Raw genomic sequence first — 17,329 nt, forward strand, 5'->3', positions numbered from 1 at the left:
GTACTAAAAAAAGCAAGAACTACTACAGCTAAATGCTTACAGAATAATAATGGGCTGGATGACCCTGATATCAACCAGCAGGCAAATAAAGGCAAAAGACGAGAAAAGAAAAGAGAAAGACGATCGACGATACGACATAGTTCCTGGGTTATAGACCCACCGACTTAATGTCTCCATCGTAGGCTCCTGTAGTAGTAAGAATAATACAAATACTCGAAAAACCACTGTAACATTCATGGGCATTTTTTTCAATGAAGCCCTCTCCCCTGATCTCTGTAAATTCGAATCCCATTGTGATAGGCTGCTGCAAGATATCATGATAGCGGTGAAAAAAGGGCTTTAGGATGAAACAAAGAAGAACCAGTCATGCTGATATTCGACAGTCATTTCTTGATGATGAAATGATCCTGGTCGTCAAACGTGATGACCTGTTTCCTCAGGGAGCATGGTCAGGATTACAACACGTTCCCTTTGATGAAATCCTCGCAACAATTAAAGAAAAGCAACTCTTTATGCCTCGCTCCCACATGGAAACTGATCCAACGTACAAACAAATCATCCCGTATCTTCTGTTTGAATACGATGGACGCTATTTTCTTATGCAACGATCACCTGCAACTAAAGCTCAGGACCTTCGCTATAAATATTCCTTAGGTATCGGAGGGCATATTCGCCAGGATGACATGAAAACATCGTCCATCCTTGCATGGGCCGACCGTGAGTTCAAAGAAGAAATTGAATACAATGGCACTTATAAAGCCGAACCGATTGGGATCTTAAACGATGACTCAAACCCAATTGGCCAAGTGCATGTTGGATTGGTATTCATTCTCAAAGGCGACTCGCCTCACATCAAGGTCAAGGATGAACACATCAGTGGCACTTTACTTCCGCTTGAAGAGTTAAAAGATTTCTATCCTCGCATGGAGTCATGGAGTCGTATTGTATTTGACTTCATGGCAGAGAAACACCATACTGCGGGCTAGTCATTAACCGTAGTAACCGACAAGGGACAATGTCATGCGCAAGAAGAACTTCGTGTATCTGGCTTTTTTGAGTTGTTTGGGCAACTGTATTATTATGGCTACAGAAAATACTCCACGTGTAGCCCCCGAGGCTTCGGATAGCCAGGTGGTAGAACAGCTAACAGGAGCACTAAGGGACGGAGCATTTTTAACAAAATTGTTCTGGGCTGCCATGCTTGTTTGGGCAGCACACCTGATCGGCAAACAAGCTTCAGTGCTACTCGAGCCTCACAACCACACGAAAGAAATTTGTTCTTCATGTCATCAAAGGGTTCCAGGATTAATCCTTCTCCATCAATGTAGACACGGACATAACAACTACATAGCATACTCGCGCACAAGGCTACCTCGTGGCGATGTCGTGTCAGTTATCTCATGTAAACCTCAGTCAAACTTTGATCCCGAAACTATAAAGGAATTTGTGGCACAATACGACAAAATCGCTTGCCCCACTGATTAGAAAAAATCCTTAGAAGAAGACAAATGAGCTGTACATAATTACAGCTCATTTGTCTTCTTCGACATCATCATCACTACAAAAGGTAGCCAACATCGTACCAACTAGAAAAACCGAAAGGCGGGAAAACCTCCATCAGAACGATATGGACTTATCCAAAAAAGGCTTGCCTATGGTTTTCTGATTGAAGCGGTCATGATTGCCAACAGCTTCACTGGCATTTTGACCTCAATGGCTGGAATAACAAGGGCAAGCACAGTAATGAAAAAGATCCATTATCATACATACCTCTTAGACCTTGAATAGCTATGACCTAGATTCATAGCCTATGTGATGTTGAGCAACCGATGCATAATAGTTTGCACCATCACGAAGCCGACGCTCTTTGGTCTCAAAGTTAACTTCATACAAACCAAATTTCATGGTATACCGCTCAGCCCATTCCAAGTTATCCAGCAATGACCAGTAATAATAACCACGGACATCGTAGCCATCCTTGATAGCCTTGGAAAGTGCGTACAAGTACCGCTTCGACCACAGTTCTCGACGATCATCGCGTGCATCCGGGCATCCGTTTTCGGTGATCATGATTGGCACGCCGCATGCCGCGACTTCCTGAATAGCCCTATACAACCCTTCTGCGTACAGCGTATATGGCATATCGGTTCTGATGTCACCAGGCCGTTCTGCACTAAACTGTTTTGACGACGACATTTTTGATTCATCCGTTACTGATGCACCTGTTGGTATTTTTACCAGTACATGTGAGTAGTAGTTGATCCCAATGAAATCTAAAGCTTGTTTTGCAGTAGGATTGCGGTGACGTACGGGCTGCACAGGAAGTGGTAACACACTAAAGGTAAACTCGCCTGTAACAAAGAAATCTAGTGCTGCTTTATAGAAGATATGATTTATGTACGACGCAACAAGCTTTTCAAGCGGGTTCCAATCATGGTACGCCTCAAATTGTGTGACCGAATGTGCGAATCCAACTTGCGCTACATCGCCACCGGGTAATGACTTAATCTTTTTAAAGATTGCAATGTGTGCTTCAAGTAGGTTACGTAAGACAATTCCTACTTCGTGCATATTTGTTATACCTCGTTTTTCAGGTGGCCATTCACCCATGATGTAGCCCATAAATGCATAGACTCCCGGCTCGTTGATCGTACACCAGTATGGAACGAGATCATTAAGTTCCTTAAACACTACCTCACAGTAGCGAACGAGGTACTTGATATTGGACGCCTTTTCAAATCCACCACGAGCAGTAAACCAAATTGGATCAGTAAAATGATGGAACGTAATCATCGGTGTCATACCTGCATCGATCATCTTTTGGCAAACATCACGATAGTGGTCTAACGCATCCTGACTAAATTCTCCTTCGTGCGGCTCGATAACACTCCATTCGATGGACAAACGGAAGGTATTTACACCAAGATCTCGCGCCAACTTAATATCATCTTCGTATCGATGCCAGAAGTCGCATGAAGTTCCGGACTTCTCACGTCCAGCCTTGGCAGTTTCCCAAAGTCTCCAGTTATTGTAAGGGAAGTTTTCATTACCAGAATTTTGGAAATCAGATGCAGCAACACCAAATAAAAATGACTTCGGAAATACAATATCATTAGTATCGATATTCTCCCAATCCCACCGCAATTCCGTTGCAACCAACGACATCATACAACCCAACATCAGCAAGATCTTCTTCATGGGATCCCTTCTATGAGATAAAAGTCGCAAAAACAGGCACAGAATAAAGAGACTCTCAAAAAAAGAAAGACTTATATAAGTTGAAAAACTATACCGTCACACTTTGTGCATTGAGATAAGGACTTTTTTGTACAAGATCTTCGACTAGTCTATGAATATGTTGCCCAAAATCTTCTTTTTCAAATGCTGTCACATTACGTCGTAACGTCGCAAGATATTTTGGTTCAGAAAGATATTGATCCAAATACGCATTCACATCACGGCGAGAATACAACACATGTCCAAACCGATATTTTTCTATAACGTCATATGCAACCGCTTCCCAATCCAACGCACCATGACTTTTATCCACCAACATCGGAATGTTTGAGTAAATCGCCTCACCAAAACTTGCACCCCCTGCCTTCGTAATGAAGATATCTGAGATTGCCAGTAGGTCTGCTATACGCTGTGTATAGCCAATCACATCAACAGTAATATGATCAGGTAGTTGCATTTTTTCTATCTTCTTCTTCATTGCTGCATTTCTTCCAACACATACTAACAAATGCATGGGATGTTGATTTTTTGAAATCGTTTTTACATAGCGCCCGCTTAACTTTGAGCCGGCACCACCCATGAGTATCGTGATAATTGGTTTATCGGTCGTAATATTAAAATCTTTACGAATCTGTTCTTTATCCTTTGGCGCAACAAACGACTGGCGAACGGGATAGCCCGTTACGACAATTTTATCTTCTGGAATTTTTGCGTGCGCAATACTGGCTCGCGACTCTTGAAGATCAAATGGTATTGTCATTATAAACTTATCGTAGTCGGGCCTTTTGATGTCATTCACAAAAGCCCTGACATTCACATCTGTCGGAATAATCATAAACGGAATATCGGCTGCCTTGGCAGCTTGATATACAAAACCATCAACAAAGTGGACACATGATATGACAAGATCAAATTCGTTTTCACGCAAGTAATCCTCTACCGACTTTGCAAGCGAATTGCGCATTGCACGCATCGCATGAGCACCAGTATGCGCAAGCTGATTAACTAACCATGTACGATTATGCCGCAGAAGGTAATTGTAAAGATCTTCGCCATTCCATGAACCCCATGACAACTTGGGGACAGGATCAAACTTATTCACAACGTCCTTGAGAATATTAACAATATGAACATCGTATTTAGTACCAAGGTCCTCTACCAAACGCTGAGAAACAGAAATATGGCCCGCGCCACCAACGCTCATAAACACGACAATCTTTTTCTTACGTTGTTCTATTACACGGCTTGGAGCCATGTATTCGGTAATTTTATGGGCAAGATGAGGACCCTCAATCATTACTGTTCCTTGCAATAAAACCGACATCACACAGCGCAAGATCGTCATTATCATCGTAGCACATCCTTCTGATATATAACCCTTCACCCATTCATATAACTCCCCTGAAGAGGCCCCAGTCTACCGAATCACGACCTTCTAATCTAGTAATGGCTAACTGTTGCCTCATTTTTGCCCTATACGCTATAGTGTGAAGAATCTAGATGAAGGGGAGAAGAATGTATCTATGGAATGTGAACGGCTTAGCTCAAGAGCTCAAGGAAAATACCCTACCAGCTCGAGAGAAGGTCAAATATCTCATCCTGTTTATGCTCTATATCCCAACTGGACTTCTTGGATCCAATTGGATTCCTGGTTTATATCGCTTCATATATCGCCTCACCAATGAGTATATGGCAAAAGAGGCGCCTGACGTAAAAGCTCTAAAAATATTTAGCGACTTCAATTATATCACTGATCTTATTGTTATCGTTCTGATCTGGTTATGCGTACTGATCGCATATCATGCAAACCAGCGTGGAGATAAGAAACGCTTTTTAGAGCGTTTCTTGTGTCTCGCTGTATCAGTATCATTTCGTGTAGGTGTTTATGTATTAGTTATTTTCCTTACCGTTCTATTCGCTTCACTCATTTTTTTCAATTATAAGCTTCAACATATTGCCGTTATGTCTGGTCTCCTCAAACCATTGCGACAATTAAACCAGCTACAGACATTGTCCTCTATCATGACGTTCATTAGTATGCGCATGCATATTTTTTCGTGTGTGATGACTGGAATTGCAGCATTATGGTCGGGGCTCATGATTAGAACAAAAATCAAATACATTGCAAAACCAAAGGAGCGGTAAACGATGGTTTCATTGGGCCTTGATGCCATTAAATCATATCTTAAAAAACACACGCTTTCTGGTTATTGGCTACTTGCAGCAGGGGCTTATTCCGCAATGCTTACAATACTTATCACAGCCCTTCCGTTATACATCATTGCGGCAACATGTGACGCGGTGTGCTTCTGGCTTTCATGCAGCATTCTACTGCTTTATACCATCATCAGTTATCTGGTAAGTAAATATGACTCAATAAAAATATACCTGCATAATTTTATTCTTCTCAGCATTCCTATTGGCACACGCATCGTACTATACGCTAGCTTGCTATATGTTGGACTAGGCGTAGCTATCCGTCTTGTTTTAGGCACAAAATTCACGGGGCTCTTATACCAAGATCAACTTGAAAATTCACCTCAAGTTCCATTCCTCGAACCACTTGTCTTAAAAATTGGTAATATTCTCTTACAGCTCATTGAATCTCCTATTACCGATGATATTGATGAAGCACTCAGCCAAAAAACGGTTGAACAATTTCTTTGCTACATACACCAGGGAGTAACAATCATTCTTGTCACGCTCTCGCTTGTCCCTGCTGTCTGGTTTTACATGTGGATACGCACAGAATTATTGCACGTACACACAGAACCAAAAAGGAAATCTCAATGATTATCAAGCAAGTTGGGCGCGGCCTAGCCATGACAATTACAAGCTTTGCCGTAGCGAATCAGCATAAACGATTATTTTTCGTCGCTGCTATCCCTCCACTCCTAGCACTGCTTGCTGGCTTTGGATTATATAAGTTGGCACTCACTAACCTATTTATCACACTTAAATCAACATTTCTTACAGCATTTCTTTTAACATTTGGAGCAAGCAGTATTGGATTAATTGTTGTCAATGTTGTCTATGCCAGCTTAGTTGTTTACTTTTCAAAAGTTACCAAAAATCGTCCTTGGAAAGATATCATAGCCGCCAGTGTTCCTACCCAATGGTCGCGTGTTGTCGCTTGGTCATTCTTGGGAGCTCTTATTGGAACCATACTCACGTCATCAGGTGAATTATTACCATCAGCATCACGACTACACTGGATTATTGAAGCACTTAATTACCTATGGTGGGTTCTTACATTCCTTATGATTCCATTACTTATTGATGAAGAAAACACTATTATACACGGGCTAAAGCTTGCAATTAACATTCTTCACAAAAATTTCGGCTTAATTATAAGCTCGACAGCATCACTCATGATCATAAAATCATTTGTCGGCTGGCACCTTACTAAACTTGCAGTTTTAGCACCCAGGCTCATATTCCAATATAATATCATTACAATACGTCCCTCTTTATCAACACTTTCGTTTGCCATTATGTTCTCCGGCATGGCCTCGTCTGCTGTCATATCAGTAATCATGACGCTAGCAGAAACGGCTCTTGCTGCTGGTGTCTATAGAACATCAATTGGCAAACCATTACCAACATTCGAACGACCAAATCTCGTACAACTAATACTTATCTCAGTAACCACTCTCCTCGCAATTGCGCTTACTGCTAGTGTCGTATCGTTCGTCACTATGTTCATCGAATTAAAGATTCCGTTTTTCCAACCCCCTACTATGATGTAAAAAAAGGAGATCCATGAAAATACAAATCGCCCAAGGCATCCAGGTCGCCCTTATGACCTATAATATTCTCGTAAAACATATCAAATTGCTTGCCTATATTGCCCTCCCAACAACCGTACAGTTTCTCCTTGATACACTCGCTCCAACACACCAAGCAACATACATCTACAATCTCTTTCATCCAGTATTAATTGTATGGTTTGGGGTTGCTCTTGTGCGTCATATTTACCACATTATTAAATACGACGACGAGTCATGGTCAAACAGCATTGCTGATGCCGCCATGAGAACAGCACCTATTCTTTTGTGGGGAGCGGTCGCCTCGTGCGCCATTGGATTATCATACTTAGGAGAATCTTTTCTTTCATGGATCGGCCTTCGCAGCTCTATCATCACACTCCCATTCATGGTCCTATGGATCATCCTCACAGCTTTCATCATCGCCATCATCTCCTCAGAGCAACAACCTTTACTGTCCATGATAAAGGAAGCTTTAACACTCATTCGTGAGTATGCCTGGGAACTTGCAGGTGGCATCACCGTATTTGTTAGCTTCTTATTGATCCCTGTCTTATTTGTTTCGTTTCTGCAGCTTTTAGGTGTCTTACCCTGGGGCATTATTTACCATGCCACCATCCTGACCGTTCTCATCATTTTCCAGACAGTCGTTATCATGTTCTGCGCTTTGATCCATAGGCACTACATGAGGAAGGTCAAACAAGAGATCGTCATCGATATAAGAACGCTCTATAATCCATAGAAACCTGAAAAAGCCCTTCAACTGCGGTTATTTGATGAGCTTCTCAATTCATGCTACCATAGTGGCATGGATATATGTTTAATACCTTTACCCTCTTTGGGGACCATGTCAGGATCACTGATGGCTCTTCCCTATAAGAGGCATTTTCAGGAGTGTATTCCCCTATGTCAAAAGAAGTAATTCGTCCCCAGCAGTTTGCTCATGCAACGCTGATGGCCAAAAGCAATCATCTTGAACTTAATGCAGATCAACAAAAGGAACTTGATGTCCTTTATCAGGGTCTCGATCGTCTTAAGCCCGGGCAGCTCATTTCAGGCACCGTTCTGCGCGCCGACTCTGATGGTGTACTCGTCGATATTAGTTATAAGTCTGATGGCCTGATTCCTCGCTATGAATTTTCAGAACATGAAATGAAAGCCCTCAAAGTGGGCAACACTATAGAAGTTATTTTGGATGAACTTGAAAGCATCCACGGTTCAGTCACCCTTTCTTACGAAAAAGCCAAGGAAATGCGTGCCTGGGAACGCATTACCAACCTCTTTGATGACGGTAAGCCTGTTGAGGGCGTTATTACTCACAAAGTTAAGGGTGGCCTCAGCGTAGATATTGGCGTCCAAGCCTTTCTACCTGGATCACAAGTCGATATCCACCGCGTAACGGACTTTGACACCTTTGTTGGCCAAACTATTACCGCCGACATTATCAAGCTCAACAAGCGTCGTGGCAATGTTATTCTTTCTCGCCGTAAGTACCTCTCTAATCTTCGCGCAGAGTCACGCAAAAAGATGATGGAGACACTTGAAGAAGGTCAAGTCGTACAAGGAGTCATCAAGAACATCACCAATTATGGTGCGTTCGTTGATATCGGTGGTGTGGATGGACTACTCCATATTACAGATATGACCTGGGGTCGTATTGCACACCCAAGTGAAATTGTTCGTCTTGGAGACACCATTGCCGTGAAGATCTTGTCCATTGATAAGGACAATGCAAAGATCTCACTCGGCATGAAACAATTGTCAGACAATCCGTGGGAACAACTTGCTGATCAACTCAAGATTGGCGCCCGCATTAAAGGTAAAGTATCAAGCATTACCGATTACGGCCTCTTTGTTGAAATTCAAAAAGGCGTCGAAGGACTTGTCCATATTTCAGAAATTTCATGGACCGAACGTATTAATGATTTGCGTAAGCACTATGCTGTAGGGAATGAAATCGAGGCATTAATTGTTTCCCTCGATAAGGATAACCGTCGCATGTCATTAAGTATTAAGCAACTTGAACAAAATCCTTGGGATTCAATTTCTCAAGAGTTCAAAGCTGGTGATAGAGTCAAAGGAACCATCAGCAATATCACTGATTTCGGTATCTTTGTAACCTTGAAGCCTGGTATTGATGGCCTAGTGCATATTTCAGATCTTTCCTGGACTGAACACATCAACCACCCAGCTGACCTCTACGCAAAGGGCCAGGATGTTGAAGCAATCATTCTTGGCGTCGACGAAGACAATAAAAAGATTTCGCTTGGTATCAAGCAATTAACGCAAGATCCATGGGAAAATCTAGAAGAAGAATACCCACGAGGCAAAGTCATTGAAGGAACCGTATCGAAGATTACTAACTTCGGCGCCTTCGTGAAGCTTTCTTCTGGTATCGAAGGACTCGTTCATAGCTCAGAGCTCACACCTGCCGAAGGTGAGGCTGCTGTTGAAGTTGGACAAACTCGCTCATTCCGCGTAATCAACGTAAACCGTGAAGAACGAAAACTTGGGTTGAGCTTAAAGACCGAAGGTGAGCTTGCGCCACAAAAACAAGTAAGCAAAAAACCTTCTAAGGTCAGAGAAAAACAAGAACCTCAAGCGAAACCACGGTCCTTGTTCCAAATGGAACTTGAGCGACATATGAATACCAAGAATAAAAAGGACTCATAATATGGAACAAACGCTCGGTATCATCAAACCAGATGCTGTCGAAGCTAAATACAGCGGCAAGATTATTGATGCAATTGAAGAACACGGTTTTACCATTGCAGGTATGAAGAAGCTACACTTGTCACAAGAACAAGCTGAAGCATTTTATGCCATCCACAAAGGAAAACCCTTCTTCAACGAGCTCGTAACATTTATGACGTCAGGACCAGTAATTGTCATGGTTCTAGAAAAAGAAAATGCGATTATAGCATGGCGTGATTTGATGGGAGACACCAATCCTGCCAAAGCACCATTAGGTTCTTTGCGTCAGCGTTTTGGAACATCAATCGGTGAAAATGCAACGCATGGATCCGATGCTCCAGAAACAGCTCGTGCTGAAATAGCATTCTTTTTCCCAGAACTCTAAAGATCAATACCGGGGGAGATTTTCTTCCCCGGTATTTCATTAAGGAAAGAGGCGCATCATGACTATTCACAAAACTGCAGTTCTCATCACAGCATTTGCAGTGCTTTGTATTATTCCAGGCTGTTCATGGTTCTTTTCAACCCCGCAACCCGTTAACGAAACTACCCTTGCGATCATTAAGCCAGATGCAGTACGCGCACGCAACACTGGAAAAATTATCGATAGCATCGAGCATCATGATTTTACAATTGTACGCATGAAAAAAGTCCAACTCACGCCGGGCCAAGCCGAAAAATTCTATGCAGTACATAAAGAAAAACCTTTTTTTGCTAACTTGATAGAATTCATGACCTCAGGACCAATCATTGTTCTTGCACTTGAAAAAGAAAATGCTATCGAAGAATGGCGTAAACTGATGGGTTCAACCAATCCTGCCAAATCAGCTCCTGGTACCATTCGTAGGCTTTTTGGAACATCAGTTAGTGAAAATGCTGTACATGGGTCTGATTCATCTGAAAATGCAAAAATAGAACTTGCACTCTTTTTTCCTGATCTATAAGACATGAATATTCGCACTTTCTGTGTGCTATTGCTCGCTGGAACTTTTTGGTCAATAAACAGCATTGTCATTATAGTTCCAGGAACATGGTCTGTATCAGCATCGTGGCACCAACCAGGCGGAGATTTTTTTGACATATTACAACAGAACTACGCACCAGAATCTGTTTTCACATTTTGTTGGTCAGGTAAAAATAATCACGATGCACGGATAGTCGCCTCACGCAATCTTGCAACACTTTTGAATCAATTTCCAATCGTAACGCTCGTAACACATTCACATGGGACCAATGTCGCATTATTGGCCATCAACATGCTTGCCGAACAAGATAGTCAAACACGTATTCCCATGTTGTATGCACTTGCAACTCCCGTTGCATCCAATGATTATATCCCCAACATGAATTACATTGGTCATTTAGTACATTTGTTTTCGTTCAGTGACACCATACAAACTATGGTCAGCGGTTACGAACGAGTCTTTACGCCACACCCTCGTATTACCAATCTTGCGGTACTTTATAACCGTAAGGAACCAAATCATAGTGAGATTCATAGTCCATTGTGTGCTCGGTGGCTTCCCTACTTAAATCAATATATCACACCAGGACAAGATGGAGTTTTACAGTTATCCTCTAACCATAATCCTGAACTCATTATTGACGATTCATTCGCAGTATCTGTAGATTTGGATCAATGGCTTCAACAACAAATCAGTATTGGTTTTTGGAAATTTGTAAGATCAAAAAAGAATGAATGATACAAAAAAACCATTACATAAATTGGTAGTGTTTGACTCAGGGATTGGTGGCCTTTCTGTCCTCCAAGAACTTATGAAACTTCCTATCAAGGAATTTGTATATTGTGCTGATACTGCGCATGTACCCTATGGCGATAAAACGCCCGATGAAATCATAAGCCTTACGATGAAGACACTTTTGAGTGTAATTGATCCATCAATAGATGGTCTTGTTCTTGCCTGCCATACAGCCTCATCACTCGTATATGAAACAATTACTCAAGCATTTCCCCACCTTCCAGTTTGGAATGTAATGGAGCCTGCAGCACGCTCAGCCGCTCATACTTCTCTTAACAAACGCATTGGCATCATTGGAACATCAGCAACCATTGCTCACAGCCGACATAAACAAACTATTCTCAACATAGAACCAGATGCGTACATTATTCAACAAGCATGTCCTGATCTTGTTCCACTCATCGAAGCGCCGCAGCTTGACATTGACGCCACGAAAGCAGCACTACATCGATATATTACACCACTTCTTGCCCACTCTATTGATACTCTCATCATCGGCTGCACGCATTACGAATTGATACGGAATCTTATTAATCCACTTGTAGGAAAAGATATCGCACTCATCAGCACACCACCACTTATGACGGCGCTCTTATATCCACTTGTAGAAAATCAAGATATTGTAAAACCCGTTATTTCCATTCATGTAACAGGCCCACAAATATCATTCCTCCAAAAACTCAATTCCGTCGCTCCGGCAATCTTGCAGAAATAAGTTGCTGCACTATACTGGTCCCGGTTTTTTATGCCCGTTACACGAAAGGTCTATTTAATGAAACGTATTCTTCTAGTTTCCTCAATTGCTCTTATCGGTTATGCATCAGCCCATGCAACCTGCGTGACCAAATGCGCTGATGATTATGAACTTAGTGAAGAAGAAGCTCAGCTTCTGGAGTTATGCGACAACAGCCCTGACTATGAAACCTGCCGCTGCATTCTTGTCCGCACATTTTGTGTGCCAGAACACAAAGGAGCCACCACAGAATCAGATTTCTACCAAGTAGAAATTGAAACATTTTGTGCAGTCGCAGAATATCTTAGGGAAAGGCTTACTGAAGAACAGTGGAGAGAAGTCGCAGAGAGTATGGAGGAAGAAGGATTGGTCTGCATAGAATAAAGCAACAAGCTCGTCATAGAAAGAGGCCGAACTACTCGACCTCTTTTTTTTCTACGATTTTTTTAAGTGCTTCATCCAGAACGCCGTTCACAAATTTGTATGCATCAACCTCAGCAAAGCATTTTGCTAATTCGATTGCTTCATTGATAACCAGACTTGGCGCATTGTCTGTATTTAACAATTCCCATAGCGCCAATCTCAAAATAAGCTTAGTACAAACACCAATACGTTCGATTTTCCAGTTGGCAAGCAAGGGGACCAACCTCATATCAAGCTCATTTCTCTGCTCAACGATGGCATGTGTAACATTCATTTCGGGACCAGCAAGGTCAATATCTGTATCAAATCCTCGATTCAGCATATCGGCAATTGACTCAAGTGATACCTCATAGGAGTTCTCTTCTGCTGCGTAGAGTATATGAAAAATCAAGGAGCGATTCAGTCTCATTATTTTTTATCCACACGCTCAATATATTTTGAATCACGTGTATCAACTTTAATTACTGTTCCCACTTCAATGAATAGAGGAGCTTGAACAACCAAGCCTGTTTCTAAAGTTACTGGTTTAGTACCAGCTCCCTGGGCAGTATCACCCTTCACACCAGGAGGTGCATCAACAACCTCAAGCTCCATAAATAATGGTGGGGTTACTGCAATAGGACGACCCTGAAAATAGAGAATCGTATAGACCGTTTGTTCTTTCAAAAAGTTCTTTACATCCTCAAGCTGTTCTTTATTGAGACTTACTTCGTCATAGGTATTTTGATCTAAAAAGTGGTATAGATCATCAGCATAGAGATATTGCATTTCTTTGTATTCAAGATCAGGAGCAGAAAATTTTTCTCCAGAACGGAATAACTCTTCTCTGACAAGGCCAGTAATCATGTTTTTCATTTTTGTACGAACGAATGCCCCGCCCTTACCAGGCTTAACATGATGGTACTCAATCACCATATATGGCTCATTCTGGAAAAGGATCTTACAGCCTTTGCGAAAATCGGATGTGGAAATCACTATGGACCTTTCATACTAATGAGACATGAGCTATCGCTCAAAGAGTAGACTAGCATAAAAAAGACCGTAGTAAAAAGCAATTCCCCTAATAAGACATCCGAGCACTGAGCGCTTCAGCTGCCTTCTGTCGCTCTCGAGCCTCCTGAGCCTGGCGAGCCGCTTCCTTGGCGACTGCTTCACGAACTACCGCTTCTATCACCGTTTTTTCAACTACTTTCTTTGCTACCGCTTCTGCAATGGCTTCCCGCTCTGCCTCTACACGATATGCATTCTCTGCAGCCTTACGGCCCAGAGACTCGCGGCCAAGACACAACTTATCTACGAGATGATCTATTGAACGATTAATTGCTTTTCCAAGATCATTTTTATGTTTCCTAAGCGGATGAACAATCCCCTTCAAGGAATCTACAAGTTTAGCATACTTGCCATCAACAACCGCCTGTTGAGCATTACCAATAGCGTCGATAACTTTTTGCAAGCGACCAACATCAGTATAAATTGCATATTCTTGTATGAGATCAAAAACATCCTTCAAATTATCATTGATTTTCTCAGGTCCCACAAAACGACTCAAAAGAAGTATAGAAAAATTATTCCAGACATCTGTCAATTGTTGCACTGTCTTTGCGTGCAACCGTGATTGTTCAGGAACAAAGATTTCTGTTTCAACAACCGCATCGAGGTTGAATCGACCTCGGTACCATCGTGCATAAAATGCTTCTTTCAAACACGCACACTCATGCAACCATTGCATAATTTGTATCCTACTATGTTCACAACAGAGGTTTCTATAGCGTTGCATGGAATTACCAACTGTCTGCGCCACACTCTTAAATCCATATGTAGCAGGAAGACCTACGCTATGGTATGCCTTCATCAATGATGATCCCTGATACCGCATCAATGCTCCAATGCCAAACGCTGTAATGATCACGCTCGGCATGAGCATCATATACCACTTCATATACAACTCTCCTCACCAAAATCTTCTGTTGACTTCAAAAATATGCTAGATAAATAGATCAGGAGTATTCAAGAGATTGCCATAAAACACGGAGAGATTATGAATATACGAATCACTATTGCGATAGTGGCCGCTGTAATCCTTATTTTCGCAGGGGGATACCTGTATAAGCGGTGGCGCTCACATCATATCACGGCATTCCATGACAATATCATGAAACGAGCCCAAGAAAATGATACCTATAGAACCGTTGTGGTTACTGGAGCACAAAGCCAACTCGTTCTTATGGCACTAAAACCGGGTGAGGAAATCGGAGAAGAAGTACACCAAAACACTGATCAAACCTTCGTATTTGTTGCAGGTAAAGGCACCGCATTGGCTGAAGACAAAACATATAACATAGATAAAGAAGATGTCTTTTTTGTCCCAGCTGGCATAAAACACAACATAAAAAATACTGGTACATTGCCATTGAAGCTCTATACTATCTATGCACCACCAACACATAAGGATGGAACGGTACACAAAACGAAAGCCGATGAACCTCAAGAATAAAGATCGCACATGTCTTCATGCGTTGACACAGAAATACTATCACTGATTACACAAGAAGAAGAGCGTCAACAGAATACGCTTAACCTGATTGCGTCAGAAAATTATGCCAGCGCGTGCGTCCGCAAACCACTTTCATCAGTTCTGACCAACAAATATGCCGAAGGGTATCCTGGAAAACGCTATTATGCTGGCTGTGAGAATGCTGATGCCATTGAGCAATGTGCAATAGATAGAGCAAAACTCCTCTTTGGTGCTGACCACGCCAATGTGCAACCCCACTCTGGCTCACAAGCAAATATGGCTGTCTATATGACTGCGCTCGCACCTGGTGACACAATCATGGGCATGAGCCTCGCTGAAGGAGGGCATCTCACCCATGGACACTCCGTAAGCTTCTCAGGCATATTCTACCGATCACACCCCTATACCGTTGATAGGACTACAGAGCGATTGGATTATGATGCCATTCAAGCTCAGGCCCTCAAAGTCAAACCAAAAATTATTGTCACAGGAGCGTCTGCATATTCTCGTACGATTGATTTCAAGGCATTTTCCGACATTGCACAATCAGTCGACGCAGTACTTCTTGCCGATATTGCACATATCGCTGGATTTGTTGTAACTGGACTCCATCCATCACCAGTCCCCCATGCTGATTTTGTAACGAGTACTACGCATAAAACGCTCCGTGGCCCACGAGGCGGATTGATCTTGTGCAATCATCAATATTCAGAAAAGATTGATAAGGCTGTTATGCCAGGCATCCAAGGCGGCCCATTTATGCAGGTCATTGCGGCTAAAGCCATCGCCTTTAGGGAGGCACTGGACCCTTCGTTTATCGAATATCAGAAACAGGTAATCCTGAACGCAAAAACCCTATCCTCGACCCTCCAGGGGCTTGGATATCGTATTGTTTCGGGGGGAACCGACAATCATTTATTTATTGTTGATCTCACAGATAAGGGAATCTCGGGTCGCGATGCTGAACGAATTCTTTCAAAGGCTGGGATCACCGTCAGTCGTAGCTGTATACCTTTTGATCCAGCAAAGCCATGGATTACCAGCGGCATTCGGTTAGGAACTCCTGCCGTTACTACCCGTGGACTTAAACAAAATGCTATGAAACAGATCGGACTATGGATTCATCAGGTATTAAATAAACCGCATGGCGACCATAGTAGAGTTAGGCAAAACCTTATGACCCTTTTCTCAAAAGCATAAAAAAGAAGGAACCGCGTTGCCGCGATTCCTTCAAAAATCCGTTAGACAATTCGCTTAGAAGCGACGTCCACCGCGGTCTCCACCACGGTCTCCACCACGGTCGTTACGGAATCCGCCGCCACGAGGGCCACGAGGTCCGCCTGCAGTACGTTGTTGTGGAGGACGTGCTTCGTTAACACGAATGCGTTGTCCGCCAAGCTCACTGCCATTCAATTCAGCTAAAGCTTGTTCTGCTTGTTCTTTTTCAGGCATTTCAATAAAACCAAAACCGCGAGGTTCGCCAGTGAACTTGTCCTTGATGACCTTAGCGGTGGTTACGATACCGAATGCTTCAAATGCTTCTTTGAGTTGTTCTTCGGTGACTGTACGAGAAAGGTTTCCGATATAAATATTCATGTAGATAAAATCCTAAAATAATAAAAAAATAATAAAAAAAAGCGGATATTTAAGAAAAACGTTTAGACGATAGGAACCCTTTCTAGACAGGAAAAAATAGATCTTAGATACTACCTATCCTACTAGGATTCAGCCTCAGTGTCTATGGCTCCCCCCTCATTGACCTCCTGCTATCCCTAGGCTATACGTTACCCTATATGGAAAATTGATAGGGAGTTGATACCATTATGCTCAAAACACTAAAACAGCATAAGGTCTTTCTCGTGGGCCTATTTATCTCAGCCTTTTTCATTAGAATTTTGGTCCTTTTTCTGTACTTACGATACAACGAAAACTACTGGCAAATCGATACCCCTTCGTACCATGACATCGCATGCTCATTGGCCAAAGGTAACGGATTTGTGCACTCCAATGGTTCGCTGAATTTTCTGAGGCTCCCTGGTTATCCACTCTTTCTTGCGGGCTGCTATTGGCTTTTTGATATAAATCCCATTGCAGCCCTAGTGGTACAGATTATATTCGCATCCCTGATTCCTGCACTCATGTTTCTGCTTACATTACGGCTTTTTCCAGGCAGAATGAGATGCGCCCGCCTTATTGGCAT

20 protein-coding genes are annotated in these 17,329 nt (G+C 42.4%); 14 read left to right on the forward strand and 6 right to left on the reverse strand.

The genetic code is table 11. The features are described 5' to 3' along the window. The first annotated feature begins 344 nt into the window (after positions 1–344). Positions 345–986: a hypothetical protein gene (locus JW872_00710; protein MBN1549161.1), complete on the forward strand. Its 642-nt coding sequence runs from the start codon at positions 345–347 to the stop codon at positions 984–986. A 34-nt stretch (positions 987–1,020) separates the two neighbouring features. Next, a complete protein-coding gene (locus JW872_00715) occupies positions 1,021–1,485 on the forward strand; it encodes a hypothetical protein (protein MBN1549162.1) in 465 nt (154 codons plus the stop codon). A gap of 303 nt (positions 1,486–1,788) precedes the next feature. Here the strand turns inward: JW872_00715 and JW872_00720 are convergent, their stop codons facing one another. Then, positions 1,789–3,198, reverse strand: a complete 1,410-nt coding sequence (locus JW872_00720; GenBank protein ID MBN1549163.1) for a glycoside hydrolase family 1 protein — start codon at positions 3,196–3,198, stop codon at positions 1,789–1,791. 88 nt (positions 3,199–3,286) lie between these two features. Further along, the gene (locus JW872_00725; protein MBN1549164.1) at positions 3,287–4,588 is read right to left on the reverse strand and encodes a hypothetical protein; all 1,302 of its coding nucleotides are present in this window, start codon (positions 4,586–4,588) and stop codon (positions 3,287–3,289) included. A gap of 164 nt (positions 4,589–4,752) precedes the next feature. Between JW872_00725 and JW872_00730 the strand changes: the two genes are divergently transcribed. From JW872_00730 to JW872_00775, 10 genes are all read left to right on the forward strand, one after another. After that, entirely contained in the window at positions 4,753–5,382 is a 630-nt protein-coding gene (locus JW872_00730; GenBank protein MBN1549165.1) for a hypothetical protein, read from the forward strand. A gap of 3 nt (positions 5,383–5,385) precedes the next feature. Next, complete coding sequence (locus JW872_00735) at positions 5,386–6,030, forward strand: hypothetical protein (protein MBN1549166.1); 645 nt, start codon at positions 5,386–5,388, stop codon at positions 6,028–6,030. Continuing rightward, the gene (locus tag JW872_00740) at positions 6,027–6,986 is read left to right on the forward strand and encodes a hypothetical protein (GenBank protein ID MBN1549167.1); all 960 of its coding nucleotides are present in this window, start codon (positions 6,027–6,029) and stop codon (positions 6,984–6,986) included. Before JW872_00735 ends, JW872_00740 begins: the two co-directional genes overlap by 4 nt. 13 nt (positions 6,987–6,999) lie before the next feature. Next, positions 7,000–7,746: a hypothetical protein gene (locus JW872_00745; GenBank protein ID MBN1549168.1), complete on the forward strand. Its 747-nt coding sequence runs from the start codon at positions 7,000–7,002 to the stop codon at positions 7,744–7,746. A 164-nt stretch (positions 7,747–7,910) separates the two neighbouring features. Next, positions 7,911–9,677 carry a 30S ribosomal protein S1 gene (locus JW872_00750; GenBank protein ID MBN1549169.1) on the forward strand — a complete coding sequence of 589 codons (1,767 nt, stop codon included), beginning with the start codon at positions 7,911–7,913 and terminating at the stop codon, positions 9,675–9,677. A 1-nt stretch (position 9,678) separates the two neighbouring features. Beyond that, positions 9,679–10,083, forward strand: coding sequence for a nucleoside-diphosphate kinase (gene ndk, locus JW872_00755; GenBank protein ID MBN1549170.1), 405 nt, complete (start codon positions 9,679–9,681; stop codon positions 10,081–10,083). A gap of 58 nt (positions 10,084–10,141) precedes the next feature. Next, complete coding sequence (ndk, locus tag JW872_00760) at positions 10,142–10,642, forward strand: nucleoside-diphosphate kinase (GenBank protein ID MBN1549171.1); 501 nt, start codon at positions 10,142–10,144, stop codon at positions 10,640–10,642. Positions 10,643–10,645: 3 nt separating this feature from the next. Then, the gene (locus JW872_00765; protein MBN1549172.1) at positions 10,646–11,401 is read left to right on the forward strand and encodes a hypothetical protein; all 756 of its coding nucleotides are present in this window, start codon (positions 10,646–10,648) and stop codon (positions 11,399–11,401) included. Continuing rightward, on the forward strand, positions 11,394–12,173 hold the full coding sequence (gene murI / locus JW872_00770; protein MBN1549173.1) for a glutamate racemase: 780 nt from the start codon (positions 11,394–11,396) through the stop codon (positions 12,171–12,173). Before JW872_00765 ends, murI begins: the two co-directional genes overlap by 8 nt. Positions 12,174–12,230: 57 nt before the next feature. Continuing rightward, positions 12,231–12,575 (forward strand): hypothetical protein, encoded by a 345-nt coding sequence (locus JW872_00775; protein MBN1549174.1) that lies wholly within the window; start codon positions 12,231–12,233, stop codon positions 12,573–12,575. Between the two features lie 31 nt (positions 12,576–12,606). Here the strand turns inward: JW872_00775 and nusB are convergent, their stop codons facing one another. From nusB to JW872_00790, 3 genes are all read right to left on the reverse strand, one after another. Beyond that, a complete protein-coding gene (gene nusB, locus JW872_00780; protein ID MBN1549175.1) occupies positions 12,607–13,023 on the reverse strand; it encodes a transcription antitermination factor NusB in 417 nt (138 codons plus the stop codon). After that, positions 13,023–13,589: an elongation factor P gene (gene efp, locus JW872_00785; GenBank protein MBN1549176.1), complete on the reverse strand. Its 567-nt coding sequence runs from the start codon at positions 13,587–13,589 to the stop codon at positions 13,023–13,025. Before efp ends, nusB begins: the two co-directional genes overlap by 1 nt. Before the next feature lie 85 nt (positions 13,590–13,674). Next, positions 13,675–14,553, reverse strand: a complete 879-nt coding sequence (locus JW872_00790) for a hypothetical protein (GenBank protein MBN1549177.1) — start codon at positions 14,551–14,553, stop codon at positions 13,675–13,677. Positions 14,554–14,652: 99 nt separating this feature from the next. Here JW872_00790 and JW872_00795 point away from each other — a divergent pair, with 99 nt between their 5' ends. Together JW872_00795 and JW872_00800 are read left to right on the forward strand one after the other, a co-directional pair. Next, on the forward strand, positions 14,653–15,108 hold the full coding sequence (locus JW872_00795; protein MBN1549178.1) for a cupin domain-containing protein: 456 nt from the start codon (positions 14,653–14,655) through the stop codon (positions 15,106–15,108). 9 nt (positions 15,109–15,117) lie between these two features. Next, positions 15,118–16,329: a serine hydroxymethyltransferase gene (locus JW872_00800; protein MBN1549179.1), complete on the forward strand. Its 1,212-nt coding sequence runs from the start codon at positions 15,118–15,120 to the stop codon at positions 16,327–16,329. Positions 16,330–16,383: 54 nt separating this feature from the next. Here JW872_00800 and JW872_00805 read toward each other — a convergent pair whose 3' ends face one another. Continuing rightward, the gene (locus JW872_00805) at positions 16,384–16,725 is read right to left on the reverse strand and encodes an RNA-binding protein (protein ID MBN1549180.1); all 342 of its coding nucleotides are present in this window, start codon (positions 16,723–16,725) and stop codon (positions 16,384–16,386) included. Positions 16,726–17,329 lie beyond the last annotated feature (604 nt).

The organism is Candidatus Babeliales bacterium (genome assembly GCA_016929235.1).
In the GTDB taxonomy this organism is placed as follows: Bacteria; Babelota; Babeliae; order Babelales; family JABCYS01; genus JAFGJD01.

Bases quoted from the DNA above. Each gene is read 5' to 3' on its own strand.
- JW872_00710 (MBN1549161.1), top strand. From the start codon at position 345: ATGAAACAAAGAAGAACCAGTCATGCTGATATTCGACAGTCATTTCTT.
- JW872_00715 (MBN1549162.1), top strand. From the start codon at position 1,021: ATGCGCAAGAAGAACTTCGTGTATCTGGCTTTTTTGAGTTGTTTGGGC.
- JW872_00720 (MBN1549163.1), bottom strand. From the start codon at position 3,198: ATGAAGAAGATCTTGCTGATGTTGGGTTGTATGATGTCGTTGGTTGCA.
- JW872_00725 (MBN1549164.1), bottom strand. From the start codon at position 4,588: ATGATAATGACGATCTTGCGCTGTGTGATGTCGGTTTTATTGCAAGGA.
- JW872_00730 (MBN1549165.1), top strand. From the start codon at position 4,753: ATGTATCTATGGAATGTGAACGGCTTAGCTCAAGAGCTCAAGGAAAAT.
- JW872_00735 (MBN1549166.1), top strand. From the start codon at position 5,386: ATGGTTTCATTGGGCCTTGATGCCATTAAATCATATCTTAAAAAACAC.
- JW872_00740 (MBN1549167.1), top strand. From the start codon at position 6,027: ATGATTATCAAGCAAGTTGGGCGCGGCCTAGCCATGACAATTACAAGC.
- JW872_00745 (MBN1549168.1), top strand. From the start codon at position 7,000: ATGAAAATACAAATCGCCCAAGGCATCCAGGTCGCCCTTATGACCTAT.
- JW872_00750 (MBN1549169.1), top strand. From the start codon at position 7,911: ATGTCAAAAGAAGTAATTCGTCCCCAGCAGTTTGCTCATGCAACGCTG.
- ndk (MBN1549170.1), top strand. From the start codon at position 9,679: ATGGAACAAACGCTCGGTATCATCAAACCAGATGCTGTCGAAGCTAAA.
- ndk (MBN1549171.1), top strand. From the start codon at position 10,142: ATGACTATTCACAAAACTGCAGTTCTCATCACAGCATTTGCAGTGCTT.
- JW872_00765 (MBN1549172.1), top strand. From the start codon at position 10,646: ATGAATATTCGCACTTTCTGTGTGCTATTGCTCGCTGGAACTTTTTGG.
- murI (MBN1549173.1), top strand. From the start codon at position 11,394: ATGAATGATACAAAAAAACCATTACATAAATTGGTAGTGTTTGACTCA.
- JW872_00775 (MBN1549174.1), top strand. From the start codon at position 12,231: ATGAAACGTATTCTTCTAGTTTCCTCAATTGCTCTTATCGGTTATGCA.
- nusB (MBN1549175.1), bottom strand. From the start codon at position 13,023: ATGAGACTGAATCGCTCCTTGATTTTTCATATACTCTACGCAGCAGAA.
- JW872_00790 (MBN1549177.1), bottom strand. From the start codon at position 14,553: ATGAAGTGGTATATGATGCTCATGCCGAGCGTGATCATTACAGCGTTT.
- JW872_00795 (MBN1549178.1), top strand. From the start codon at position 14,653: ATGAATATACGAATCACTATTGCGATAGTGGCCGCTGTAATCCTTATT.
- JW872_00800 (MBN1549179.1), top strand. From the start codon at position 15,118: ATGTCTTCATGCGTTGACACAGAAATACTATCACTGATTACACAAGAA.
- JW872_00805 (MBN1549180.1), bottom strand. From the start codon at position 16,725: ATGAATATTTATATCGGAAACCTTTCTCGTACAGTCACCGAAGAACAA.